At 61.9% G+C, this 21,958-nt stretch carries 22 protein-coding genes; 16 read left to right on the top strand and 6 right to left on the bottom strand.

The window, feature by feature from the left end; translation table 11 throughout:
- The first annotated feature begins 139 nt into the window (after positions 1-139).
- Positions 140-1,033 carry a DMT family transporter gene (locus tag AC1RMX_RS04025; protein WP_096821798.1) on the top strand — a complete coding sequence of 298 codons (894 nt, stop codon included), beginning with the start codon at positions 140-142 and terminating at the stop codon, positions 1,031-1,033.
- 2 nt (positions 1,034-1,035) lie between these two features.
- Here the strand turns inward: AC1RMX_RS04025 and AC1RMX_RS04030 are convergent, their stop codons facing one another.
- Both AC1RMX_RS04030 and AC1RMX_RS04035 read right to left on the bottom strand, forming a co-directional pair.
- Entirely contained in the window at positions 1,036-2,076 is a 1,041-nt protein-coding gene (locus AC1RMX_RS04030; RefSeq protein ID WP_248739831.1) for an FUSC family protein, read from the bottom strand.
- Between the two features lie 46 nt (positions 2,077-2,122).
- The gene (locus tag AC1RMX_RS04035; protein WP_096821799.1) at positions 2,123-3,748 is read right to left on the bottom strand and encodes an NADP-dependent glyceraldehyde-3-phosphate dehydrogenase; all 1,626 of its coding nucleotides are present in this window, start codon (positions 3,746-3,748) and stop codon (positions 2,123-2,125) included.
- Between the two features lie 267 nt (positions 3,749-4,015).
- Between AC1RMX_RS04035 and AC1RMX_RS04040 the strand changes: the two genes are divergently transcribed.
- The 3 genes from AC1RMX_RS04040 (at position 4,016) to AC1RMX_RS04050 (ending at position 7,057) form a co-directional block, all read left to right on the top strand.
- The gene (locus AC1RMX_RS04040; RefSeq protein WP_102622311.1) at positions 4,016-4,369 is read left to right on the top strand and encodes a c-type cytochrome; all 354 of its coding nucleotides are present in this window, start codon (positions 4,016-4,018) and stop codon (positions 4,367-4,369) included.
- Between the two features lie 76 nt (positions 4,370-4,445).
- The gene (locus AC1RMX_RS04045) at positions 4,446-5,774 is read left to right on the top strand and encodes a D-arabinono-1,4-lactone oxidase (protein WP_493071151.1); all 1,329 of its coding nucleotides are present in this window, start codon (positions 4,446-4,448) and stop codon (positions 5,772-5,774) included.
- Positions 5,775-5,848: 74 nt separating this feature from the next.
- The gene (locus AC1RMX_RS04050; protein WP_493071153.1) at positions 5,849-7,057 is read left to right on the top strand and encodes a DSD1 family PLP-dependent enzyme; all 1,209 of its coding nucleotides are present in this window, start codon (positions 5,849-5,851) and stop codon (positions 7,055-7,057) included.
- A gap of 3 nt (positions 7,058-7,060) precedes the next feature.
- Here AC1RMX_RS04050 and AC1RMX_RS04055 read toward each other — a convergent pair whose 3' ends face one another.
- Both AC1RMX_RS04055 and AC1RMX_RS04060 read right to left on the bottom strand, forming a co-directional pair.
- Positions 7,061-7,333: a bacteriocin immunity protein gene (locus AC1RMX_RS04055; RefSeq protein WP_493070558.1), complete on the bottom strand. Its 273-nt coding sequence runs from the start codon at positions 7,331-7,333 to the stop codon at positions 7,061-7,063.
- Positions 7,334-7,342: 9 nt separating this feature from the next.
- Positions 7,343-8,656, bottom strand: a complete 1,314-nt coding sequence (locus tag AC1RMX_RS04060; protein ID WP_493070560.1) for an S-type pyocin domain-containing protein — start codon at positions 8,654-8,656, stop codon at positions 7,343-7,345.
- A gap of 277 nt (positions 8,657-8,933) precedes the next feature.
- On the opposite strand from AC1RMX_RS04060, the gene AC1RMX_RS04065 reads away from it, so the two are divergent.
- From AC1RMX_RS04065 to AC1RMX_RS04120, 12 genes are all read left to right on the top strand, one after another.
- A complete protein-coding gene (locus tag AC1RMX_RS04065) occupies positions 8,934-9,551 on the top strand; it encodes a transposase (protein WP_371858329.1) in 618 nt (205 codons plus the stop codon).
- Positions 9,552-9,606: 55 nt separating this feature from the next.
- On the top strand, positions 9,607-11,202 hold the full coding sequence (locus tag AC1RMX_RS04070; RefSeq protein WP_493070562.1) for a ShlB/FhaC/HecB family hemolysin secretion/activation protein: 1,596 nt from the start codon (positions 9,607-9,609) through the stop codon (positions 11,200-11,202).
- 14 nt (positions 11,203-11,216) lie between these two features.
- Positions 11,217-13,016, top strand: a complete 1,800-nt coding sequence (locus tag AC1RMX_RS04075) for a DUF2341 domain-containing protein (RefSeq protein WP_493070564.1) — start codon at positions 11,217-11,219, stop codon at positions 13,014-13,016.
- A gap of 11 nt (positions 13,017-13,027) precedes the next feature.
- Positions 13,028-13,453: an ExbD/TolR family protein gene (locus tag AC1RMX_RS04080; protein ID WP_096821810.1), complete on the top strand. Its 426-nt coding sequence runs from the start codon at positions 13,028-13,030 to the stop codon at positions 13,451-13,453.
- Positions 13,454-13,456: 3 nt separating this feature from the next.
- Positions 13,457-14,161 carry an energy transducer TonB family protein gene (locus AC1RMX_RS04085; protein WP_493070566.1) on the top strand — a complete coding sequence of 235 codons (705 nt, stop codon included), beginning with the start codon at positions 13,457-13,459 and terminating at the stop codon, positions 14,159-14,161.
- A 39-nt stretch (positions 14,162-14,200) separates the two neighbouring features.
- Positions 14,201-15,898 (top strand): putative porin, encoded by a 1,698-nt coding sequence (locus tag AC1RMX_RS04090; RefSeq protein ID WP_493070568.1) that lies wholly within the window; start codon positions 14,201-14,203, stop codon positions 15,896-15,898.
- 17 nt (positions 15,899-15,915) lie between these two features.
- Positions 15,916-16,545, top strand: coding sequence for a DNA repair protein (locus tag AC1RMX_RS04095; protein ID WP_096821813.1), 630 nt, complete (start codon positions 15,916-15,918; stop codon positions 16,543-16,545).
- A gap of 29 nt (positions 16,546-16,574) precedes the next feature.
- Positions 16,575-17,042 carry a YbjN domain-containing protein gene (locus AC1RMX_RS04100; RefSeq protein ID WP_007955105.1) on the top strand — a complete coding sequence of 156 codons (468 nt, stop codon included), beginning with the start codon at positions 16,575-16,577 and terminating at the stop codon, positions 17,040-17,042.
- Entirely contained in the window at positions 17,039-17,986 is a 948-nt protein-coding gene (locus tag AC1RMX_RS04105; protein ID WP_493070570.1) for a peptidylprolyl isomerase, read from the top strand. Before AC1RMX_RS04100 ends, AC1RMX_RS04105 begins: the two co-directional genes overlap by 4 nt.
- Positions 17,987-18,025: 39 nt before the next feature.
- Entirely contained in the window at positions 18,026-19,003 is a 978-nt protein-coding gene (locus AC1RMX_RS04110; RefSeq protein ID WP_493070572.1) for a LysR family transcriptional regulator, read from the top strand.
- A 67-nt stretch (positions 19,004-19,070) separates the two neighbouring features.
- Complete coding sequence (locus AC1RMX_RS04115; protein ID WP_493070574.1) at positions 19,071-19,580, top strand: GNAT family N-acetyltransferase; 510 nt, start codon at positions 19,071-19,073, stop codon at positions 19,578-19,580.
- Positions 19,581-19,696: 116 nt separating this feature from the next.
- Entirely contained in the window at positions 19,697-20,188 is a 492-nt protein-coding gene (locus tag AC1RMX_RS04120; RefSeq protein ID WP_096821817.1) for a hypothetical protein, read from the top strand.
- Between the two features lie 47 nt (positions 20,189-20,235).
- On the opposite strand, the gene AC1RMX_RS04125 is transcribed toward AC1RMX_RS04120, so the two are convergent.
- Complete coding sequence (locus AC1RMX_RS04125) at positions 20,236-20,457, bottom strand: cbb3-type cytochrome c oxidase subunit 3 (RefSeq protein WP_493064741.1); 222 nt, start codon at positions 20,455-20,457, stop codon at positions 20,236-20,238.
- 15 nt (positions 20,458-20,472) lie between these two features.
- Positions 20,473-21,900, bottom strand: a complete 1,428-nt coding sequence (gene ccoN / locus AC1RMX_RS04130; RefSeq protein WP_096821819.1) for a cytochrome-c oxidase, cbb3-type subunit I — start codon at positions 21,898-21,900, stop codon at positions 20,473-20,475.
- Between the last annotated feature and the right edge of the window lie 58 nt (positions 21,901-21,958).

Here is a 21,958-nt window from a genome sequence, read left to right on the forward strand (position 1 = left end):
ACAAAAATCTCCCGCATTAGGCGAATGACGCAAACCACCCTTGATAAAAAAGGCAGAAATCGAGTTTAGCCTGCTTTTTGCGCTGGAGAAGCTCCGGTCTCGCTTGGCATACTTTGGCCACACATTAAGGAGATTGATGATGGACAACCCAATCCGTCGCGGCTCATTTGAAATGACCGCTGCCATGCTGATATCCGGGACGATCGGCTGGTTCGTGCTGGTGTCAGGCCAACCGGTGCTGGACGTGGTGTTCTGGCGCTGCGTATTCGGCGCCGGCACCTTGCTGCTGATCTGCGCGGCGTTCGGTTTCTTGCGTCCGGGGATTCTGACGCGCACCACCTTCCTGCTGGCGGTGCTCAGCGGCATGGCGATCGTCGGCAACTGGGTGTTGCTGTTCGCCTCCTATTCCCGGGCGTCGATTGCCATCGGCACGGCGGTTTACAACGTGCAGCCGTTCATGCTGGTGGGATTGGCCGCGCTGTTTCTTGGCGAGAAGATCACCCTGCAAAAGCTGTTCTGGCTGGGAATTTCCTTCCTCGGCATGTTGGCGATTGTCAGTGCCCACGGCGAGCAAGGCGAGGGCGGCAATGACTACCTGATGGGGATCGCCCTGGCCCTTGGCGCAGCATTGTTGTACGCCATCGCCGCGTTGATCATCAAGCGCCTGACCGGCACGCCGCCACACTTGATCGCGCTGATCCAGGTCTGCACCGGGGTGTTGATGCTCGCACCGTTCGCTCACTTCAGCGCTCTGCCGCAAGCGCCCAGTGCCTGGGCCAGTTTGGTCACGCTGGGCATCGTTCACACGGGGCTGATGTATGTGCTGCTGTATGGGGCGATCCAGAAACTGCCGACCGCATTGACCGGCGCGCTATCGTTCATCTATCCGATTGCGGCGATTTTCGTCGACTGGTTTGCCTTCGGCCATCAATTGCAAACCCTGCAATGGGTGGGCGTGGCGGCCATCCTGCTGGCCGCCGCCGGGATGCAACAGGGCTGGGGTTTCAAGTCGCGACGGCTGGCGGCGCAGTAACCTCAGATGTTCCAGCGCGGCGCGGTTTTCGCCAGGCGCTGGCGCATTTCGCCGATGTTGGACGCCAGTTGCCGGGTCAGCAGACGGTAACCGTCCAACGGGCTGTAGACCGGGGCGTCGAGGCTGGCGTCCGGTAATTCCACCGGGCGCCCGAGACGCTGGGTTGCACCGGTTTTCAGGGCCCGGGCCATGCCAATCAGTTGCACGCGAATCTGCCGGTGCTCGGCCTTCAATGCCGATTGCAGATGCGCCATGGCTTCAGGGTCGCTGGTGTCCGGCCGGGTATTGCCGAGGATTTCCAGGGTGCTGATGCACATGCGCAGGTTGCGCTGGATCGCATCCAGTTCGGTCATCGAGACCTTCACTTCCTTGGACACCGACGGCATCAGTGAGCGCAGTTGCACCATCACCGTGTTCAGCCGGCCCATCAGTTTCAAGTGTTCATCGGCCGAAACCGGTTCACCACTGATGATCCGCCCGTACACCGTGGCGCAATCGCGCAATGCGTCGGCCAGGTTGTAGCGCCACGAATACACCGCGTACAGCGGCAACGCGAAGGAAAAAGCCAGGGCCAGGGCGATACCGATCAGGATATCGACCCCGCGCCACAGCCCGTCGGTGATCGGGTTGTCGCCATGCCCGGCGACAATGAAAACGGTGATGGCCGAAAGCAGGGCGGTGTAGCCGCCCTTGCCGATGGCGTGATACGAGAAAAATCCGCACACCACCGCCATCGCAAAATAGGTCAGCCACGGCAGACCGAGCCATGCCTGTTGCGCCACCAACAACAAGCCGACGCCGGCGCCGATCAAGGTGCCGGTGGCGCGTTCGGCGGCTTTCTTGCCGATGTTGCCGTGGTGCTGCAAACCACCGATGACCACCAGCATGGTCACTGACGCCCACTCGCCGTGGGGCAGGTTGATGCCGGTGGTCAACAGAATCGTCGCCAGCAACCCCAGCGCCACCCGCACCGCATGAATCAACCGCGCGTGTCGGTAGCGACGGTACGGGTCCAGCAATGGCCGCAGGATCCGCCGCAACAGCGGCGGCCAGCGGTGGGGGCTGAAAGTGCTCAGCGCTGATTCCTCCTTAAAAGATGTAATCGGTCGCGATGAAGTTCGAATCCCGCCCGCGAATGATTTCGCTGATCAGATCCTTGTTGGGTTCCTGGAACTTGGTCGCCACCAGCGTACGGATCGAAAACACCCGCAGCGCATCGTGTACCGACAGCGTGCCTTCGGCGGAGTTCTTGCGCCCGTTGAACGGGTAGGTGTCCGGGCCGCGCTGGCACTGGGCATTCAGGTTGATACGCCCGACCTGGTTGGCGAAGGTGTCCACCAATCGGCCGACGGCCACCGGGTTGGTGCCGAAGATGCTCAGTTGCTGGCCGAAGTCCGATTCCAGTACGTAATCGATCACGGTATCGAGGTGACGGTACGGCACGATTGGCACCACCGGGCCGAACTGTTCTTCCTGATACACGCGCATCTGTGGCGTCACCGGGTACAGCACCGCCGGATAGAAGAACGACTCTCGCGACTCGCCGCCATTCGGGTTGACCACTTGGGCGCCTTTGCTCTGCGCATCGGCCACCAGGCCGTGCAGGTAGTCGACCTTGCCCGACTCCGGCAGCGGCGTCAGCGAAACCCCGCTGTCCCACGGCATGCCCGGTTTGAGGCTGGCCAGTTTGGCGTTGAATTTCTCGATGAAGCTCTCAACCACGTCTTCATGCACAAACAGGATCTTCAGCGCGGTGCAACGCTGGCCGTTGAACGACAGGGAACCGGTGACCGCTTCACTGACCGCGTTATCCAGATCGACCTCGGGCAGGACGATGCCGGGGTTCTTCGCATCCAGCCCCAACGCGGCGCGCAAACGGTGCGGTTTCGGGTGCAGTTTCTTCAGGTCGCTGGCGGCCTTGTTGGTGCCGATGAAGGCGAAGATGTCGATCTTGCCGCTGGCCATCAGCGCACTGACGGTCTCGCGGCCGCTGCCGTAGATGACGTTGATGACACCGGTCGGGAAGCTGTCGCGGAAAGCTTCGAGCAATGGACGGATCAGCAGCACCCCGAGCTTGGCCGGTTTGAACACCACGGTGTTGCCCATGATCAGCGCCGGAATCAGCGTGGTGAAGGTCTCGTTCAACGGATAGTTGTAAGGGCCCATGCACAGCGCCACACCGAGCGGTACGCGGCGGATCTGGCCCAGGGTGTCCTGTTCCAGCTCGAAACGGCTGGAGCGGCGGTCGAGTTCTTTCAGCGCATTGATGGTGTCGACGATGTAGTCGCAGGTGCGGTCGAACTCTTTTTCCGAGTCCTTGAGGTTCTTGCCGATTTCCCACATCAGCAGTTTCACCACGGCGTCGCGCTGTTGGCGCATGCGCCCAAGGAAGGCTTCGACGTGCTGGATGCGTTCGGCCACGCGCATGGTCGGCCACAGGCCCTGGCCCCGGTCGTAGGCGCGCACGGCGGCGTCGAGGGCGGTGAGGGCGGTCTCGGCGTCCAGCAGCGGCGTGCTGCCGAGGATCACTTGTTCGTCGCCGTTGTCACCCTTGAGATAGACCGGGCTGCGCACGGTGGCGAGCGGGCCGTCCCAGCGGCGCAACTGGCCATCGACCAGGTATTCGCGTTGCTCGACCTGACCGTCGAGGCGGTATTTTTCCGGGATGTCGCTGACAGAAGGGAACAAGTTGCCAAGGATGTTTGCTGTGGTCATGTCGCTACCCTGCTTGCCAATTGAAAAAGTCTGTACAGGTTATACGCCTGAATGCGCTGAAATTTAAACCCGCAAATGTCACCCGAATGTCACTCAAAGGCGCAGGACAGAGGGCTCAACAAGATTCCCACCTTTTATTCGATCCCGAGTCGCATCCCGACTGTCCCCGTTTGCCCCCTTCACTGGCCCGCAATGCCCTCAACCCGCCGCCGTCGCTGCCTTAAGGTGTGGTCACAACAATAAGTGGCACCCCACGCGAGGATCGTTATGCGGGCATCCCGAATCACGTTGTTGCTGATGCTGGTCACTGCACTGGCCGGCTGCGGCGAAGACCCCAAACCCCCGGCCAGCACCAACAACGCCATGCCCAAAGACCCGGCGTTGGCGCAGATCTATGCCAACAGTTGCCAGCTCTGCCACGCCAACCCCGCCGCGAATGCGCCGCTGACCGGTGACCGCAAGGCCTGGGAACCGCGCATCCAGCAGGGCGCCGACACGCTGCTCGACCACGCCATCAATGGCTACAACGGCATGCCGCCAATGGGCCAGTGCGTGGAGTGCTCGGAAGAACAATTCCTTCAGTTGATCGGCTTCATGGCCGACCAGCCGCTCCCACAATAAGGATCCTGGCATGCCGATAGATCTGACACGCCGGCAGTTGTTGCAACGGGCAAGCATCGTCGGGGCGTTCAGCGCGCTGGCCTCCAACCCGGCGCTGGGCCAGTTGATGCGCGCGCCCCGGCTGATTCCCTGGCGCAACTGGTCGGGCGGGCAGAGTTGCCTGCCGGCGGCGCGGGTGGCGCCGAAGAATCTGGATGAACTGACGTCGGTGATTCAGCAGGCACCGGGCAAGATCCGTCCGGTCGGCTCGGCGCATTCATTCAGTGCGCTGGTGCCTACCGACGGTACGTTGCTGTCGCTCAGCTACTTCAACGGTTTGCTCGATCACGACCCGAAAACCTTGCAGGCCGAATTCGCCGCCGGCACGCCGATGTCGCGCATGGGCACGCCGCTCAAGGACATCGGCCAGGCCCTGCAAAACATGGCTGACATCGACTACCAGACCCTCGCCGGGGCCATTTCCACCTCGACTCACGGCACCGGCAAAACCTTCCAGTCCTACTCGGCCCACGTCTGCGGGATGCAACTGGTGACCGCCAACGGCGAAGTGCTGGACTGCGACAGCCAGCGACATCCCGAAGTATTCAGTGCCGCCCGGGTATCCCTCGGCGCGTTGGGCGTGGCCACCAAAATCCGCCTGCAAAACCGCCCGGCCTATCGCCTGCGCGAAACCCAGTGGATCGCCAAGACCGAAGAGCTGCTGGAAGACATCGACAAGAACACCCGCGAAAACCAGCACTGGGAAATGCTCGTCGTCACTCATTCCGACTACGCCTTGTCGATCGCCCTCAACGAAACCACCGACCCGCCCACGCCACCGATCCCGCCTGAAGAGGAGGGCGGCAACGAGTTCGTGACGCTGATCGAGAAGATCGACAAGTACGGCAGCGACTTCCCGAACCTGCGCAGTTCGCTGCTCAACAGCCTGCGGCATCTGGCGAGTTTCGATGACCGGGTTGGCGACTCGTTCGACATCTACGCCAACGTGCGTACGGTGCGCTTCAACGAAATGGAATATTCGGTGCCCGCCGAGCAGGGCCCGGCATGCCTGCGCGAGATTCTCAAGCTGGTCCGTGACAAGGACCTGCGCACCTGGTTTCCCATCGAGTATCGCTACGTGAAGGCCGACGATATTCCGCTGAGCATGTTCGAAGGCCGCGAAAGCTGTTCGATCTCGGTCCACCAGCATTACCAGATGGACCATCACAACTTCTTCGCCGCCGTCGAGCCGATCTTCTGGAAGTACAACGGCCGCCCGCACTGGGGCAAGTTGCACACACTCAATGCCCGCACGTTGCAAACGCTCTATCCGCGCTGGCAGGAGTTTATTCAGGTGCGTCAGGCGCTGGACCCGAGCGGCAAGTTTCTCAACGGGCATCTGTCGTCGATTCTGGGGGTGAGCTGATGGCGGTCAATCGACGTAATTTCGTGCTCGGCACTTTGGGTGTCGGTGCCTTGTTGGTGGGCGTTGGTGCATGGCTGCGGCCGGGGGATCGCGGCGGGCCTTACAGTGAATATTTCCGGGCGCTGAACAATGAGCTCAAGGCAAAAGGCCCGATGCGCCCGGTGTTGCTGATCGATCTGGATCGGCTGGATCACAACATCGATGTGGTGATGCGCTCGGTCAAACGCACCGGCAAGCACCTGCGGTTGGTGGAGAAATCGTTGCCGTCGCCGGGGCTGCTCAGCTACATCGGTCAAAGAGCAGGGACGCAGCGATTGATGTCGTTTCATCAGCCGTTTCTCAATCACGATGCACAGGTTTACCCGCAGTCCGACATTCTGCTCGGCAAGCCCTTGCCGGTGCGCTCGGCGGAGCTGTTCTACCAGACCCACAAAGGCCCGTTCGACTCGGCGAAGCAACTGCAATGGCTGATCGACAACCCCGAACGTCTGCAGCAATACCTAGCACTGGCCCAGGGATTGGGCACGCGGATGCGGATCAACATCGAACTGGACGTTGGCCTGCACCGTGGCGGCGTCAGTGACATGAACGTGCTCGGGCAGATGCTCGCGCTGATCGCCGCCAACCCGCAGCATCTGGAGTTCGCCGGGTTCATGGGCTACGACCCGTTCGTGGGCATGGGCGTGCCGGGGATGCTCGGTTCGCCCGAGGAATTGTTCGCCAAGGTGATGGTGATTTATCAGCACTGCGTCGATTTCACCCGTCAGCAATACCCGGCGCTGTGGCATGACGGCTTGTGCCTGAACACCGCCGGCAGTCCGAGTTACCGCATGCACGAAAACGAAAATCTCAGCAGCGAAGTGTCGGTGGGGACGGCGATGCTCAAACCGACTCATTACGATCTGCCGTCGCTGGTCGAACACGAGCCTGCCGCGTACATCGCCACGCCGGTGTTGAAAAGCACGGGGGCGGTGAACATTCCGGCGCTGGACGACAAGTCGAAACTGTTTTCATGGTGGGATGCCAACCAGCGCCAGACCTTCTTCATCTACGGCGGCAACTGGATGGCTGAGTTCGAATCGCCACCGGGGCTGCAGAGCAATGGCGTTTACGGGCGCAGTTCGAATCAGGAGATGGTCAATGGTTCAAATGCCGTGGGGCTGACGGTGGAGGATCAGGTGTTCCTGCGACCGACCCAGACTGAAGCCGTCCTCCTGCAATTCGGTGACTTGCTGGCGGTACGTGGCGGCAAGATCGTCGATACCTGGCCGGTGTATACATGAAGGTTAGTCGGGTTTGAATCCCGGCAGGCCTTGGGATATGCGCCATTCTTTTATGGTTCGGGTTATTCCTTCCGCTGAGTCATCGGCCTCGGGCAGCGGACGATAGATAAGGTTCATCTTCTCCGGATGCCCGACGATCTTGTTGAAGTGGCGAACCAGCAAGTCGGCGCGGGTATCAGAAGGCGCCTGGTCCTCCTTGAATATTTCTTCCAGAAAACTAACGAACTCGCGCTCCGTGTATTCAGAAATGTTGTTTTTGATAAAGGGATCCTTCATTTTCTTTCCTTAATTCTGATGTACGTCAATGTGGTTTCGAGGTGTGTTAACTCGCATGTTATCGACGTCGTAAACCGGACCACCCTCTGAAATCAGCTCCACGTGATGTATCTCATGCGAGATCCTTGAGCCTGCCACATCCGAAATATCGACACGCGGGGCTTTTCCTGCTCGCATACGATCCAGATCCCTGCGCGAAAACTGGGAACTCAATTCCGGCCTTTTCGATGCGGCGGTCCAGAACGCTCGTCGGAATGCATCGAAGCTGGAGAAACGACGTCCTCTTAATTGACTGGCCATATTGGTTGGAATTGGCGCTCCGAGTCCGGAACGGGCAGTGTCGAGCCATCGTCCCTCAACATCCTCACCCACCCCCGTCACAACCCCCGGCTCATACCGCGTACTGAGCACCACATAAATCGGTGCCAGCCCCGCATCCACCGGAAACCAGACGATCGCGTCGTGATAATCCGGCGGGTGCTGCGGGTTGACGAGAATGCGGTCGGTCTTCTCGCCCGGCGGATAGACCCAGATCGTCGGCAGCGGCGGGGCGCCTTCCAGGGCGGGGATGGGGGGCGCGTCGTCGGGATTGGCGGCAGGTGTCCAGATCAGGCCGATGCCGTGGCCGAGGTCGGCGATGAAGTGTTCGCCTTCTCGTTGCGCCTTGATGACCGGGACGAACTCCCAGTCTTTCTTGCCACCCGTGTAGAAGCCGTAGGCGCTGATTGAGCCGTCGGGCAGTGTCTTGGCACTGAAGCGCACACGGGTGCGGCCGCTGGCGAGTAGTGCGTATTGTTCGGTTGTGTAAAAAGCGCTGTCGGACGAGGTATCCGTGTTGGGGATCAACAACGCCAGCGTGCCGACGGTACTGGCGCCGCTCAGCAGGCTGAGCCCGAGTGACCCGCCGAGTCGTTGGGCCAGCGCCCGACCGCTTCCGGAGCCTGCCACCCATTTCAATGGCACGCCTTCAGCGCTGATCGGTACCTGACTGCCGAGAACGGCCCACTGACCGTACTCGGCCAAGCGTTCGGTCGGGATAAAACCGGCCGAATTTTTGTGATCTATCACGCCGTCCGAAAGGTTGCAGCTTTTGGCGAACACACAACCCCGGCCGGGCGCTTGCGGACGCTGCTCGATCTGGCGCAAGTGCCGATCTTCATACGCCTGCTGGCGGGCGATCATTGCGTCGTAGGTCGCTTCTCGGGCTTTGAATTCGGCGAACTCGGTCGACGTCATGTCCCGTGGGACAAGCCTGCCGTGTCCGGCGCCGCCATTGCCGCCCCGGTCTTCCCAGACCTGGGGAATGTCGTTGTCCCGCGCCATGGTTGTTTTTCTGCATGTAACCGAAGAAGCGCGAAACCTAACCGGGCGGCCCCTGACCTGGCGTTAGGACGTTTCCTAAATGCAGCGCTGAAATTTCCTGTTTCGCGGTGTTGCTGCAGCTTCCTCAACCCTCACTGGATTTCTGTAATGAAGCTTTTATGACAAAAGTTCGGTAGCACATCGCCAGTCCGGTCATGCCTATGTAACGCGCTTGAGGGGCCCTTTGGGCGCTTTTCACAAGCCGAGGCGGGACGCCGGGAGTGAGGCAATGGGGACTATGGAACGCTACTCGAAAGTGGGCATGCAGGAACTCGATCAACGCCTGTCGAAGATCGTCGAAGCCGCGCGCAAGAAGCCGGTTTCGGTGTATCGCTACGGCGCGCCGTGGGTCTGGATCGTGTCGCAGGATGACTGGCAGGGCGCCTTGAAAGAGGTCTCCAGCTACATTCCCCCAGGGCATTCGCTGGTGCTGCTGCGCCCGCAGATCGACGACCTGTTCGACGCTCACAGCGATCTTCTGCACGACCTCAACGCCCAGCCCGGCATGCTGATCCCGGCGCAAACGGTCATGCACATCCTGCTCCTGCAACTGCTGTATTCGGTGCCCAGCGAGCAGCAGCTCTACGAACAGCTCAATTACAACCTGCTGTTCCGCTGGTTCGTCGGCCTGGGCCTGAATCAGAAAGTCTGGAGCTTCAACGTCCTCAGTCGCGACATCGCCATGCTGCTCAACGAGCCGCGTGCGGTGCAGCTCATCCAGAAAATCATCGGTGAAGTGTTCTGCGGCGCGCTGCTGCAAATGCCCGAGTTCTCCTTGAACTTTGCGCTGCTGCACACCTGGCTGGGCAAACACACCGGGGCGTGCACTTCAGCAATCAAGAACGCCAGTAACTGACGCACACGCAAGGCGCATGAGCGCCAACAGGTCATCGCGAATTTCAGGGGGTAGTGTGGATCAGATTTTCACGTCACGGCTGGCGCTGTGGGGCTGGCTGCTGGTGACGGCCGGCGCGCAGCCGGCGTTCGCCGAGGAGGCCGAAAACACAGCGGCGCAGCGTCTGGTGGACGTCAACGAATACTTCGTGCGCGGCAACACCGTGCTCGATGCGCGGGCGATCGAAGAAGCGGTGTATCCGTTTCTCGGCCCGCAAAAAGCCTTGAGCGACATCGAAGGCGCGCGGGACGCCCTGCAGAAGGTCTATCAGGAACGCGGCTATCAATCGGTGTTCGTTGAACTGCCGGAGCAAGCGGTGGCCGACGGCATCGTCTACCTGCAAGTCAGCGAAACCAAGGTCGGCCGGGTGCGGGTGGTCGGCGCCAAACACTATTCGCCGCTGGATATTCGCGACAACGTCCCGGCGCTGAAGGAAGGCGAGGTGCCGGACTTTGCCAAGGTCCAGGGCGAACTGGCGCAACTCAACAAGACCCCGGGCCGGCAGGTGATGCCGCTGGTTCGCGAAGGCCAGCGCCCCGGCACCATGGACGTGGACCTGCAAGTCGAAGACCAGAACCCGTGGACCGCCAGCGTGGGGCTGAACAACGACTACAGCGCCGATACCGAAAAACTCCGCGCCGTCACCAGCCTCGGTTACAACAACCTCTGGCAGCTCGGCCACAGCGTCAACCTGACGTTCTTCACCGCGCCGCAGGACACCGACAACGCCAAGGTCTGGTCGGGCTCGTACACCGCGCCGCTGACCGAGCGCTGGAGCGTGCAGTTCTCCGGTTACCAGTCCGACAGCAACGTCGCCACCATCGGCGGCAGCAACGTGCTCGGCAAGGGCCATTCCTACGGCGTGTCGGCGATCTACACGATCCCGTCCAGCGGCAACTGGTCGAACTCGCTGTCGGCCGGCATCGACTTCAAGGACTTCGACGAACGCCTGACCCTGTCCGGCGAGAGCGACAAGGTGCCGCTGAAATACGCGCCGTTCACCTTCGCCTACAACGGCTATCGCTACACCGAAAAGAGCCAGCTCGGCCTCGGCCTGAGCCTGGTCGCGGCCACCCGCAGCATTTTCGGCTACGGCAGCTCCGACGAAGAGTTCGACTACAAACGCTACCGCGCCAACCCGAGTTTCGCCGTGCTCAAGGGCGATACCAACTTCACCTGGACCTTCGACAGCGACTGGCAGAGCGCGAGCAAAGCCGCGTTCCAACTGGCGTCGGGGCCACTGGTTTCCAACGAACAATTCTCTGCCGGCGGCGCGACCTCGGTACGTGGCTATCTGGCCGCCGAACGCACCGGTGATGACGGCGTGCTGCTCAGTCAGGAAGTCCGCACACCGTCGCTGGCCAAGTACGCCGGCACCTGGATGCAGGACTGGCGCTTCTACGCCTTCGCAGAAGGCGCGCAACTCTATCTGCGCGACGAACTGCCGGACCAGGACGCCAGTTATGCCCTGGCCAGTGTCGGCCTCGGCACCCGCGCCAGCCTGAGCAAATGGCTGTCCGGCAGCGTCGACTGGGGCTACCCGCTACTCGAAGGGCCGAACACCTCGAAACAGGAATCGCGCCTGCACTTCAACCTTCAGGCCACTTTCTAACAAGGAGCACTTCCATGCAGCGCCTCTTCCTTTCGTTGTTGATCTGCCTGGGCTTCGTGCTCCCGGCCACGGCTCAGGCCTGGTGGCAGGACGACTGGCATTACCGCAAACAGATCGCCGTCGACACCACGCCGCAGGGCGCCGGGATCAATCAGGCCCTCGGCCGCACCGCGCTGCTGGTGCGTCTGCACACCGGCAACTTCACGTTTGATGGCGTGAAAGAGGACGGCTCGGACCTGCGCTTCGTCGCGGCCGATGACAAGACCGTGCTCAACCACCAGATCGAAAGCTTCGATGCGCTGATGGGCATGTCGCTGATCTGGGTCGATGTGCCGAATGTCGAGGGCGGTCAGCGCCAGGACATCTGGATGTACTACGGCAACCAGAAGGCCCCGGCGACCGGCAACGGTCAGCTCACATTCGATCCGAATTACACCGCGCTCTATCACTTCGAAGGCGCCACCGGCACCCCGGCGAAAGACACCACTGCCTACGGCAACACCGCGCAGAGCGCGACCGGCGCCGCCATCGACGGCGTAGTAGGGCGGGCCTTGCAGTTCAGCGGTCAGCCGTTGCTGCTGCCGGCCAGCCCGTCGCTGCAACATAACGCTGGCAGCGCGTTCACCTTCAGTGCCTGGCTGAGACTGGATCAGGCCAACGGCGAGCAACTGATCCTGGCCCGCCGCGAAGGCGCCAACAGCCTGCTGGTCGGTGTGAATCAGGGCGTGCCGTTCGTGGAAATCGACGGCCAGCGCGCTGTGGCCACACAACCGCTGAATCCGGGCCAATGGCAGCACGTTGCGCTGACCGCCGAAGGCGCGAAAGTGACGCTGTACATCAACGGTCGCGAAGGCGCGGCATTGGCCCAGGCGATGCCGGCGTTCAATTCGGTCATGGCCATTGGCGCCGATTTGCACGAAGGTCCTTTCCAGCCGTTCGTGGGCGCCATCGATGAACTGCGCCTGTCGAAAGTCGCCCGTCCGGCGCCGCTGTTGCTGGCCGACGCCACTTCCCAAGGCGCCGAGTCGAAACTGGTGGCTTACGGTGTCGATGAAGAACAGTCCGGTTTCGGTTTCGGCAGCCTCGGCTTCCTGCTCAACGCCGTGCCGGTGGACGCCTGGGTGATCATCGCGGTGCTGGTGCTGATGATGTTCCAGTCGTGGATCATCATGCTGCGCAAGAACCGCACCCTGAGCCGTGTCACTGCGGCCAACGAAGACTTCCGCGTGCAATTCGCCAAGGTTGGCACGCGCCTGGAGATGTTCGCGGACGACGCGCAACTCGCCCAGCGTTTGCAGCACTCGCCGCTGTGGCACCTGTACCAAGTGGCGGTGAAAGAGATTCGTACCCGCCGCGAACAGGGCGCCGATACTTCGTCGGTTTCGGCGGCGACCATCGAAGCCATCCGCTGCTCCATGGACGGCGTGCGCACCCGGGAAAACCAGCAACTGAGTTCGAAACTCTCGACCCTGTCCAACGCTATCGCCGGCGGCCCGTACATCGGCCTGCTCGGCACCGTGCTGGGGATCATGGTGGTGTTCCTCGGCACGGCCATGGCCGGCGACGTCAACATCAACGCTATCGCCCCAGGTATGGCCGCAGCCTTGCTGGCCACCGCCATGGGCCTGTTCGTCGCGATCCCGGCGCTGTTTGGCTACAACCGCCTGATCACCCGCAACAAGGAAGTCAGCGCCGACATGCGCGTGTTCGTCGACGAGTTCATCACCCGTCTGGCGGAGATGCACGGCGAAGGCCAGTCCAGTGAAGCGGCGCATCAGCGCGGTCATCACGCCAACCATTCCGTACCGGCCTGAGGAGCACTGACATGGCGTCCGTAAATGCCTCCCACGACGATGACGAAGATGCCGCAGTGGACAGCATCAACATCACGCCACTGGTGGACGTGCTGATGGTGGTGCTGGTGATGTTCATCCTCACCGCCACCGCGCAGGTCTCCGGGATCCAGATCAACTTGCCCAAGGCCAGCGCCGCCGTGTCGCTGTCCGAGGCCAAGACCAAGGCGATTTCGGTCAACGACGGCGGCCAGGTGTTCCTCGACGCCTACCCGGTGACCCTGCCGGAGCTGGAAGAGCGCCTGCGCATCGAGAAGGCACAGAACCCGGACTTTCCGGTGATCGTGCGCGGTGACGCTACGGTGCAGTACCAGAAGGTCATCGAAGTGCTGGATCTGCTGCGCCGGCTCGAACTGTCCCAGGTCGGTCTCGTCACCGGCAAACCGAGTCAGGGCTGAGTCATGACCGCACAACTTCCGATCGAACCGCTGCCGGTGAAGCCGTCGCCCTTGCGCTATGCGAAGTGGGGCGCCGGGCTGGTTCTCGCCGCACTCGCCGCGTGGTTCCTGTGGCAGTGGGCCAACGACATGAGCGGCATTCGCCGCGAAGCGCCGAAAGTGCCGACGATCATCCCGTTGCCGGCACCGCCACCTCCGCCGCCGGAAAAACCACCGGAGCCGGAAACCCCGGTGGAAGAAAAAATCGTCGAGCCCGAGCCGACACCCGAGCCACAAGAGGTCAAGCCCGAGGAAGAAGCACCGCCATCGCCGGCGGACGACCTGGCCAACCCGATGCAAATGGACGGCGACGCCCAGAGCGGCAACGACGCCTTCAACATCGGTGCGGGCAAGGGCGGCGGCATGGCGGGTGCCGGTGGTGGGCGCGTGGGCAACGGCACCTACAGCCAGTTCCTCGCGTTCACCTTCCAGAAGCTGCTGCGCGAGAACCCCGACCTGCGCAACCTCGCGTTTTCGCTGCAGGCCGATGTGTGGCTGAGCAGCGTCGGCGAGATCACCCGGGTCGAGCTGATCAAGTCCAGCGGCAACCCCGAGATCGACAGTCAGGTGCTGGCCGCCTTGCGTAACGCGCCGCACCTGAGCGAACGGCCGCCGGCCTCCATCACCTTGCCTGTGCGCATGTCCCTGCAAGGGCGGCGTCCGGGTTAACCGAATTCATAAAGCTGTATGAAAAGGAGTTGTGTGCAGATGATTTCCAACGTGAATCGATTGTCCCTGGCGGTCGGCATGGTCATCGCGACCCTGGTCGGTCAGGCCGCGGCAGCGCCTGCGCCCTCGGAGAACGCCACGATCAATCTGATCCGCTTGCTGGTCGAGCAGGGCATTCTGAAACAGGACAAGGCTGACGCACTGATCGCCCAGGCCCAGAACGAAGCGGCCCAGGCCAAGCAGGCTGCGGCGTCTACCGCCGTGGCGGCCGGGCCGGTCGCCGCACCGGGCGATGTGCGGGTGCAATACGTGCCGGCCGCGGTGCGCGACCAGATCCGTGATCAGGTCAAGGCAGAGGTCATGGCCACCGCCAAGCAAGAAAACTGGGCCGCGCCCAACACCTTCCCGGACTGGGCGTCGCGCATCAGCTTCGACGGCGATATTCGTCTGCGTGACGAGTCGCGCTACTACTCGGGCAGCAACAGCAACGAAATCGTCGACTTCGCCAAACTCAACAACAACGGCCCGTACGACGTGAACCCCAACAGCAGCACCGCATTGCCGCCGTTGCTCAACACCCGTGAAGACCGTACCAACCTGTTCCGCCTGCGCGCCCGACTGGGCATGAAAGCGGTGATTTCGCCGGAATGGACTGCCGGCATCCGCATCGGCACCGGCTCGGACAATAACCCGGTGTCGACCACCCAGAGCCTTGGCGGCGGCTTCGCCAAGAAAGACATCTGGCTCGATCAGGGTTACCTGACCTGGAAACCATCGGATGAGCTGACCCTGACCGGTGGCCGGTTCGCCAACCCGTTCATGTCCACCGACATGCTGTATTCCAACGACCTGAACTTCGACGGCGTGGCGGTGATTTTCGACCACAAACTCAGCAGCGACTGGGGCGTGTTCGGCACCATCGGCGCGTTCCCGGTGGACTACACCAACGACACCACCACCAGCAACGGCTTCGACAAGGAAGAAAGCGACAACAAGTGGCTTTATGGCGGGCAGGTCGGCGCCAAGTGGGCGATCAACAGCAACAACCGCTTGAAAGGTGCTTTGGCTTACTACCGCTTCCAGGACATCCAGGGCCAGCGCTCCAGCCCTTGCGAGCCTTGGGCCGGCGCGCCGGGCTGCGACAGCGACGGTACGCGTGCGGCGTTCATGCAGAAGGGCAACAGCGTGTTCCTGCTGCGTGACATCACGCCGAACCCGCTCAACCCGAGCACCACGCCGCAGCCGCAATTCGTTGGCCTGGCTTCGGAGTTCAACCTGCTGGACCTGAATCTCGTGTGGGACGCCGACCTGCCGGAAGACTTCAAGCTGCGCACCCAGGGCAACTACATCCACAACCTCGGCTACGACGAAGGCGACATGCGCAAGCGTGCGGCCGGGCAACTGGTCAACAACCTCGACAGCAACGGCAACATCGAAAGCGGCGCCAATGCGTGGATGGTCCAGTTCACCCTCGGCAGCGCGCTGGAGCTGAAGAAGCAGGGCGACTGGAATATGTTCGCCGGCTACAAGTACATCCAGCCTGACGCCTTGCCGGACGGTTTCAACGACTCGTCGTTCCACCTCGGCGGCACCAACGCCAAGGGCTATTTCCTGGGTGGCAACTACGGTCTGGCGAAGAACGTCTACGCCACCGGCCGCTGGATGAGCACCGAGGCGGTGTATGGCGCGCCGTTCGACATCGACGTCTTGCAGCTCGAGATCAACACGCGCTTCTAAGGCGCCGGGAGAGGGTTATGAACGCGCGATTTTTAGTGTTGGGTCTGGGCTTGATAGTCGCCAGCGGGGCCAGCGCCGAAGGCATGGAGGAACGTCTGCGCACTCAGTTGCGCAGCACCACCCAGCAGCTGCAAACCCTGCAAAGCCAGCAGGCCCAGGCCAGCGCCGCGCAGCTGGCGGCGCAGAACGAAGCCAAGGCAGCGCAGGCGCAAATCAAGCAGTTGACCGCCGAACTGGCCAAGGCCAAAGGCGTCGCCGAGCAACTGGCCGGGCAGCAGCAAAGTCTGCACAGCCAGGCTCAGGCACAGGTGGCGGCGAGTAACGAGCAGACCGGCAAGTTCAAAAAGGCCTATGACGAGCTACTGGTCATGGCCCGTGCCAAAGAGGCAGAACGGTCTAAGCTTCAAGCGCAATTGACTGAACGTGACACACAAGTGCAGCAATGTTCGGTCAAGAATCAGCAGATGTACGGCGTGGCCAAGCAGATTCTCACCGCCTACGAAAACATCGATGTGGCCGAGGTAATGAAAATCCGCCAGCCCTTCGCCGGCAGCGCCCGGGTCAAGTTCGATGAACTGGCTCAGGGCTTCGGCGATGAACTGTACAAGACTCAATTCGATGCGCCGCAAGCCGCGATCGCGCACTGATTAAAAGACTCATAAACAAGGAAGAAGTAATGACTCAATTGATCTCCCACGTCTCCCCGCAATCCCTGACCGACGTACTGCAAGCCGCCGGTTATCGCGTCAACCAGACCGAACAGAACGGCATCGTCCAGTTGCTCAGCGCCAGTCAAGGCATCGGTTACGCGGTGCGCTTCGGCAACCCGGCGGTGGCGGAGCAGGGCAGCTACGTCGACTTCACCTTCAGCTGCGCCTTGCGCGTGCAGGGTGAGCTACCGGCGGGTGTGGCCGAGCAGTGGAACGCGACCCGTCGCTTTGCCCGGTTGTCGTTGCAGGGCGAGTTTCTGGTGATGGAAATGGACGTGGTGGTGGCCGCTGGCGTCAGCAGCGATTACCTGCGCGGCAACCTGGAATTGTGGGATCGCCTGCTTCAGGAATTCATCGTTTACCTGCGTGACTTCACCCAGAACGCTGCTGCCGCCCAGGCTCCAAAGGTTGAGCAAGAGGAAGTCGCGCTGTGACGAAACCTGCCATGGTAATCAGCGCCGCTGCGGTGGCGCTGTTGGTGGTGGCCGTGGCGCTGGTGGTGCGGCCGGGCAATGACCCGGTCGCCGCCCAGCAACCGGCGCCGGTCATTGCGGCGAATGCCGGGCCGGCGGTGGCGCGGCTGGGCAATCAGCAGGTGTCGCCGGAGGAGTTGCAGGCGCTGCTGGCGGCCGTACCGCCGCAGACTCGCGAGCAACTGCGTGGCAATCGTGAAGCGCTGGAGCGCTGGATTCGCTCACGCCTGGCCGAAAAAGCCGTGCTGGAACAGGCCGATGCCCAAGGCTGGGCGCAGCGTCCGGACGTGGTACGGCAGACCCGTGCAGCCACCGAGCAGATCGTGTTCCGCGACTATTTGCAGTCGGTGAGCAAAGTACCGGCGGATTACCCGAGTGCTGCCGAGTTGCAGCAGGCGTATGACGCGGGCAAGGCCAATTGGCAGACGCCGGCGCTGTATCGGGTCAGCCAGATTTTCCTCGGCGTGAATGAGCCGCAGAATCTTGACGCTGTGCGCAAGCAGGCGGCGGAGTTGAGCAAGAAGGCGCAGTCGACCCCAGCAGAATTCGCGGCGTTGGCCAAGGAGTTTTCCCAGGATCGCCTCACCGCTGAACGCGGCGGCGATACCGGCCTGCAACCGTTGCAGCAGCTGGTGCCGGAAGTGCGTGGTGCGGTGGCGCGGCTCAAGGTCGGCGCGGTCTCCGAACCGGTGCAAAGCAGCGCCGGGTTTCACGTGATCAAACTCACCGAACAACAACCGGCCCGCACCGCGACCCTCGACGAGTTGCGCGACCAACTGACTCAGGCCTTGCGTGCCCAGCGTCAGGAACAGATCGCCCAAGCGTATCTGGACGGCATGCTCAACACCGCGACCCTGAGCATCGACGGGGCCGAGCTCAACAAGGTGCTGGAGACCAAACCTTAAGCGCTGCACACCAAAACAAAGATCGACAGGGAGTCATCGATGTCATTCACCGAACCCGCAGCACGACAGAGCAGCGCCGATTTCCGCTGGCCCCGGGACAAGGAAGAACCCTGGCCGGCGCACGCCGCGACCCTCGACGGCGACGTCGCCCAATACTTTCTGGTCAGCGCCCGTTGCGGCTGCTTCATGCAGGCCGCCCGCAGCCTCAACGTGCGCTCGACCCTGCTGCGCAAACAACTGGCGCAGCTTGAACAGCAACTGCAATGCGCGCTGTTCAGCTTCCAGGGCAGTGCCTTGACCCTGACCCGCGAAGGCCAGCAATTGCAGGCGCAACTGGTTGCCCTGGCCCACGAGCGCAAACTGCCGGTGATCGAGCAGCCGCTGATAAGGCTGGCCGTCGCCGAGTCGATCCTGCACGACATCCTCGGCCGAGACCTCATTGCACTGCTGCGCCGCAACGCCAGCGTGCGCCTCGAGATCATCGCCCTCGACAGCGAATTGGCCCTGCATGCGGTCAGTGCCGACATCGTGCTGTGGCTCGCCCATGGCGACACCCCGCATCCCGGCCCGACCTTCGCCACCAGCGAACCGCAACGCCTCGCGCAACTGGAATATCAGCCGCACATCGCCAAACGCTACTCCCGCGTGACTGCACGCCCGGAAAGTCCCGACGACCTTGCCGATTTCATGCTGGTGCAATGGCAGCATGATCGGCAGATCGACAGCTTCCGGCCGTGGAACGAACTGGTCGAACAGCGGTTGGCCGGGGTGGTGCAGATGCAGTCCTATGAGCTGATGCTGGAGATGATTCGCTGCAGCGCGTGCATTGGTTTGCTGCCGATGTACATGAGCCGGTTTGATCGCGGGCTGGTGGCGTTGCCGGGGTTGTTTGGGGAGGCGATGCGGTTGCAGGCTTGGTTGGCGGTGAACAGGGAGTCAGAATCGGTGGGGGAGGTGCAGACGTTGGTTGAGTTGATTCAGCGAACGTTCAATGAGCGACAGGAGTGGTTCGAGTAGGTCTCGCCAGAATCAGTTGCGCCGGTTTACAGTGACCGGCCACGCACTGATCCAGGAGGGATCTTTCATGCCTGAGCACAACCCCGCCATTCACCTCGAACGTTTCAACGAATCCCACGTCGAGGGCATCACCGCGCTCTATAACGACCCGGCCGTGACCCGGCAGGTGTTGCAGATGCCGTTTCAGACCACCGAGGTCTGGCGCAAACGCCTCGCGCCGGACAACGAGCGGGTGGTGCAACTGGTGGCGCTGCATCAGGGGGTGGTGATTGGCAATCTGGGGCTGGAACAGTTCTCACGGATTCGCCGCAGTCACGCCGGCAGTGTCGGCATGGCCGTTGCGGTGGCGTGGCAGGGCAAGGGTGTCGGTTCGAAGCTGTTGGCGACGGCGCTGGACGTGGCGGACAACTGGATGAACCTGCACCGGGTCGAGCTTTCGGTGTACGCCGACAACGAGGCGGCCATCGGGCTCTATCGCAAGTTCGGTTTCGAAACCGAGGGCCTGTTCCGCGATTACGCCGTGCGTGACGGGCAATGGGTCGACACCCTGAGCATGGCGCGCCTGCGCAAACGCTGACCTTCTGTCCGTCAATGGCTGACGAGGCGACCGTGCAGGCAAATGACTTGCACGGTCGTCTTCGGCATCTGCCATGCTCAAAGTCCGCAGCACCGCTTCCTTGAAGGAACACCGCAATGGACGACGTACAGCAACTGGGCGAAATGCTTCGCCACTATGCCGACAGCGAAGCGCACAAGAAGCAATTGTTCGAGACCCAGTCGGCGACCTGGGCTACACGGATCACTGAGTTGTTCGGGCAGATCCAGCAATGGCTGGCACCGGTGCAGGCGCCGGGTTTGCTGGAGGTGAGTCGGGAGGCGTACGTGGCGTTCGGGCCGAGCATTCCGGTTGAGACGTCAACCTTCAAGACTGAAAAACTGAGCATCGTGATCGCCGGCAAACCGGTGGAGTTCGTGCCGGATGTGATGGGCAGTGGCGGGCAGATTTCGTTGGCGGTGATGGGGCTGACGGCGGCGCGGTACGGGAGTATTTCGCTGGTGGGGCTGCCGGGCGGGGAGTGGCAGTGGCGCAAGACCAATGGGTTGAAGGATCCGGATACGTTTGTGTTTGATGCGAACTTTCTGGCGCAGCAACTGCAGAGCCTGATTCCGCGCGATCGCACCTAGGGCCAAATCGATCCCACACCCAGTGTGGGATCGATCATCGGGTGCAACTACATTTCGAGGTTGACCCACCCCGGCTTCGCCACCTCCGGCGCCACCGCCTTCACAGTCTTGCCCGTAGCCAACTCAACCCGCCGAGCCACCTCCGGATCATCGGCAAACGGCGTCAGACTCGCATCATCCAGGCTTTCAGCCGTTTCGTGGCGCAAGCAATACTCCACCGACAGCCACAAAAACAGCACGCCCAACACATTCAAAAAAACATCGAACATGACCGGCTCCCTTGATCAGGCGATCTGCGCTTCACGGTGGGCAATCGCAACATCCGCCACCCGCACCGTGCGCCATACGTTGTAGGCCATCAGCAACATGCCCGTCAGGAAGAACACCCCACCGGCAAACCGTACGACAAACCCCGGATGGCTGGCCTGCAGCGCTTCGACGAACGAGTAAGTCAGCGTGCCGTCCTCGTTGATCGCCCGCCACATCAGACCCTGAGTGATGCCGTTGACCCACATCGAAGCGATGTACAACACCGTGCCGATGGTCGCCAGCCAGAAGTGCAGGTTGATCAGCGGCGTGCTGTGCATCCGCTCGCGGCCGAAGACCTTGGGCACCATGTGGTAGGTCGCGCCGAAGGTGATCATCGCCACCCAGCCGAGGGCGCCGGCGTGTACGTGGCCGATGGTCCAGTCGGTGTAGTGGGAGAGGGCGTTGACGGTCTTGATCGCCATCATCGGGCCTTCGAAGGTCGACATGCCGTAGAACGCCAGCGACAGGACGAGGAAACGCAGGATCGGGTCGGTGCGCAACTGATGCCAGGCGCCGGACAGGGTCATCATCCCGTTGATCATCCCGCCCCAGCTCGGGGCCAGCAGAATCAGCGACATCGCCATCCCCAGCGACTGCGCCCAGTCTGGCAGCGCGGTGTAGTGCAAGTGATGCGGGCCGGCCCAGATGTACAGGGTGATCAGCGCCCAGAAGTGCACGATCGACAACCGGTACGAGTACACCGGCCGATTCACCTGCTTGGGCACGAAGTAATACATCATCCCGAGGAACCCGGTGGTCAGGAAGAACCCCACTGCGTTGTGCCCGTACCACCACTGCACCATGGCGTCGGTGGCGCCGGAATACACCGGATAGGACTTGAACCAGTCCACCGGAATCGACAGGTGATTGACCACGTGCAGCATGGCGATCACCAGGATGAACGCGCCGAAGAACCAGTTGCCGACGTAGATGTGTTTGGTCTTGCGCTGTACCACGGTGGTGAAGAACACCACGGCATACGCGACCCAGACCACCGCCATCCACACCGCGCCGGAGAATTCGATCTCGGCGTATTCCTTGGTGGTGGTGTAGCCCATCGGCAGGGTGACCAGCATGATCACGATCACCGATTGCCAGCCCCAGAAAGTGAACGCGGCGAGTTTGTCCGAGTACAGTCGCACCTGGCAGGTCCGCTGCACCGCGTAGTAACTGGCGGCGAATTGCGCGCTGCCGGCGAAGCCGAAAATCACCAGGCTGGTGTGCAACGGTCGCAAGCGGCCGAAGGTGGTCCACGGCAGGTCCAGATTCATGTCCGGCCATACCAGTTGCGAGGCGATCCATACCCCCATCGCCATGCCCACGACACCCCAGAAAACAGTCGCGATGACGAATTGGCGGACGACCTTGTAGTTATAAGCCTGTCCGATTGTTGCTGTGCTCATGGTCAATTCTTCCACGGTTGCAAAGTCTTGCCAGGCCACCCGGTCTGGCACGAGCTGC

It is taken from the genome of Pseudomonas sp. GW822-FHT03F04 (assembly GCF_058801405.1).

Coding starts and splice junctions, on each gene's coding strand:
- AC1RMX_RS04075 (WP_493070564.1), top strand. CDS start 11,217: ATGCAGCGCCTCTTCCTTTCGTTGTTGATCTGCCTGGGCTTCGTGCTC.
- AC1RMX_RS04080 (WP_096821810.1), top strand. CDS start 13,028: ATGGCGTCCGTAAATGCCTCCCACGACGATGACGAAGATGCCGCAGTG.
- AC1RMX_RS04110 (WP_493070572.1), top strand. CDS start 18,026: ATGTCATTCACCGAACCCGCAGCACGACAGAGCAGCGCCGATTTCCGC.
- AC1RMX_RS04035 (WP_096821799.1), bottom strand. CDS start 3,748: ATGACCACAGCAAACATCCTTGGCAACTTGTTCCCTTCTGTCAGCGAC.
- AC1RMX_RS04095 (WP_096821813.1), top strand. CDS start 15,916: ATGAACGCGCGATTTTTAGTGTTGGGTCTGGGCTTGATAGTCGCCAGC.
- AC1RMX_RS04120 (WP_096821817.1), top strand. CDS start 19,697: ATGGACGACGTACAGCAACTGGGCGAAATGCTTCGCCACTATGCCGAC.
- AC1RMX_RS04055 (WP_493070558.1), bottom strand. CDS start 7,333: ATGAAGGATCCCTTTATCAAAAACAACATTTCTGAATACACGGAGCGC.
- AC1RMX_RS04065 (WP_371858329.1), top strand. CDS start 8,934: ATGGAACGCTACTCGAAAGTGGGCATGCAGGAACTCGATCAACGCCTG.
- AC1RMX_RS04060 (WP_493070560.1), bottom strand. CDS start 8,656: ATGGCGCGGGACAACGACATTCCCCAGGTCTGGGAAGACCGGGGCGGC.
- AC1RMX_RS04085 (WP_493070566.1), top strand. CDS start 13,457: ATGACCGCACAACTTCCGATCGAACCGCTGCCGGTGAAGCCGTCGCCC.
- AC1RMX_RS04115 (WP_493070574.1), top strand. CDS start 19,071: ATGCCTGAGCACAACCCCGCCATTCACCTCGAACGTTTCAACGAATCC.
- ccoN (WP_096821819.1), bottom strand. CDS start 21,900: ATGAGCACAGCAACAATCGGACAGGCTTATAACTACAAGGTCGTCCGC.
- AC1RMX_RS04100 (WP_007955105.1), top strand. CDS start 16,575: ATGACTCAATTGATCTCCCACGTCTCCCCGCAATCCCTGACCGACGTA.
- AC1RMX_RS04040 (WP_102622311.1), top strand. CDS start 4,016: ATGCGGGCATCCCGAATCACGTTGTTGCTGATGCTGGTCACTGCACTG.
- AC1RMX_RS04025 (WP_096821798.1), top strand. CDS start 140: ATGGACAACCCAATCCGTCGCGGCTCATTTGAAATGACCGCTGCCATG.
- AC1RMX_RS04090 (WP_493070568.1), top strand. CDS start 14,201: ATGATTTCCAACGTGAATCGATTGTCCCTGGCGGTCGGCATGGTCATC.
- AC1RMX_RS04125 (WP_493064741.1), bottom strand. CDS start 20,457: ATGTTCGATGTTTTTTTGAATGTGTTGGGCGTGCTGTTTTTGTGGCTG.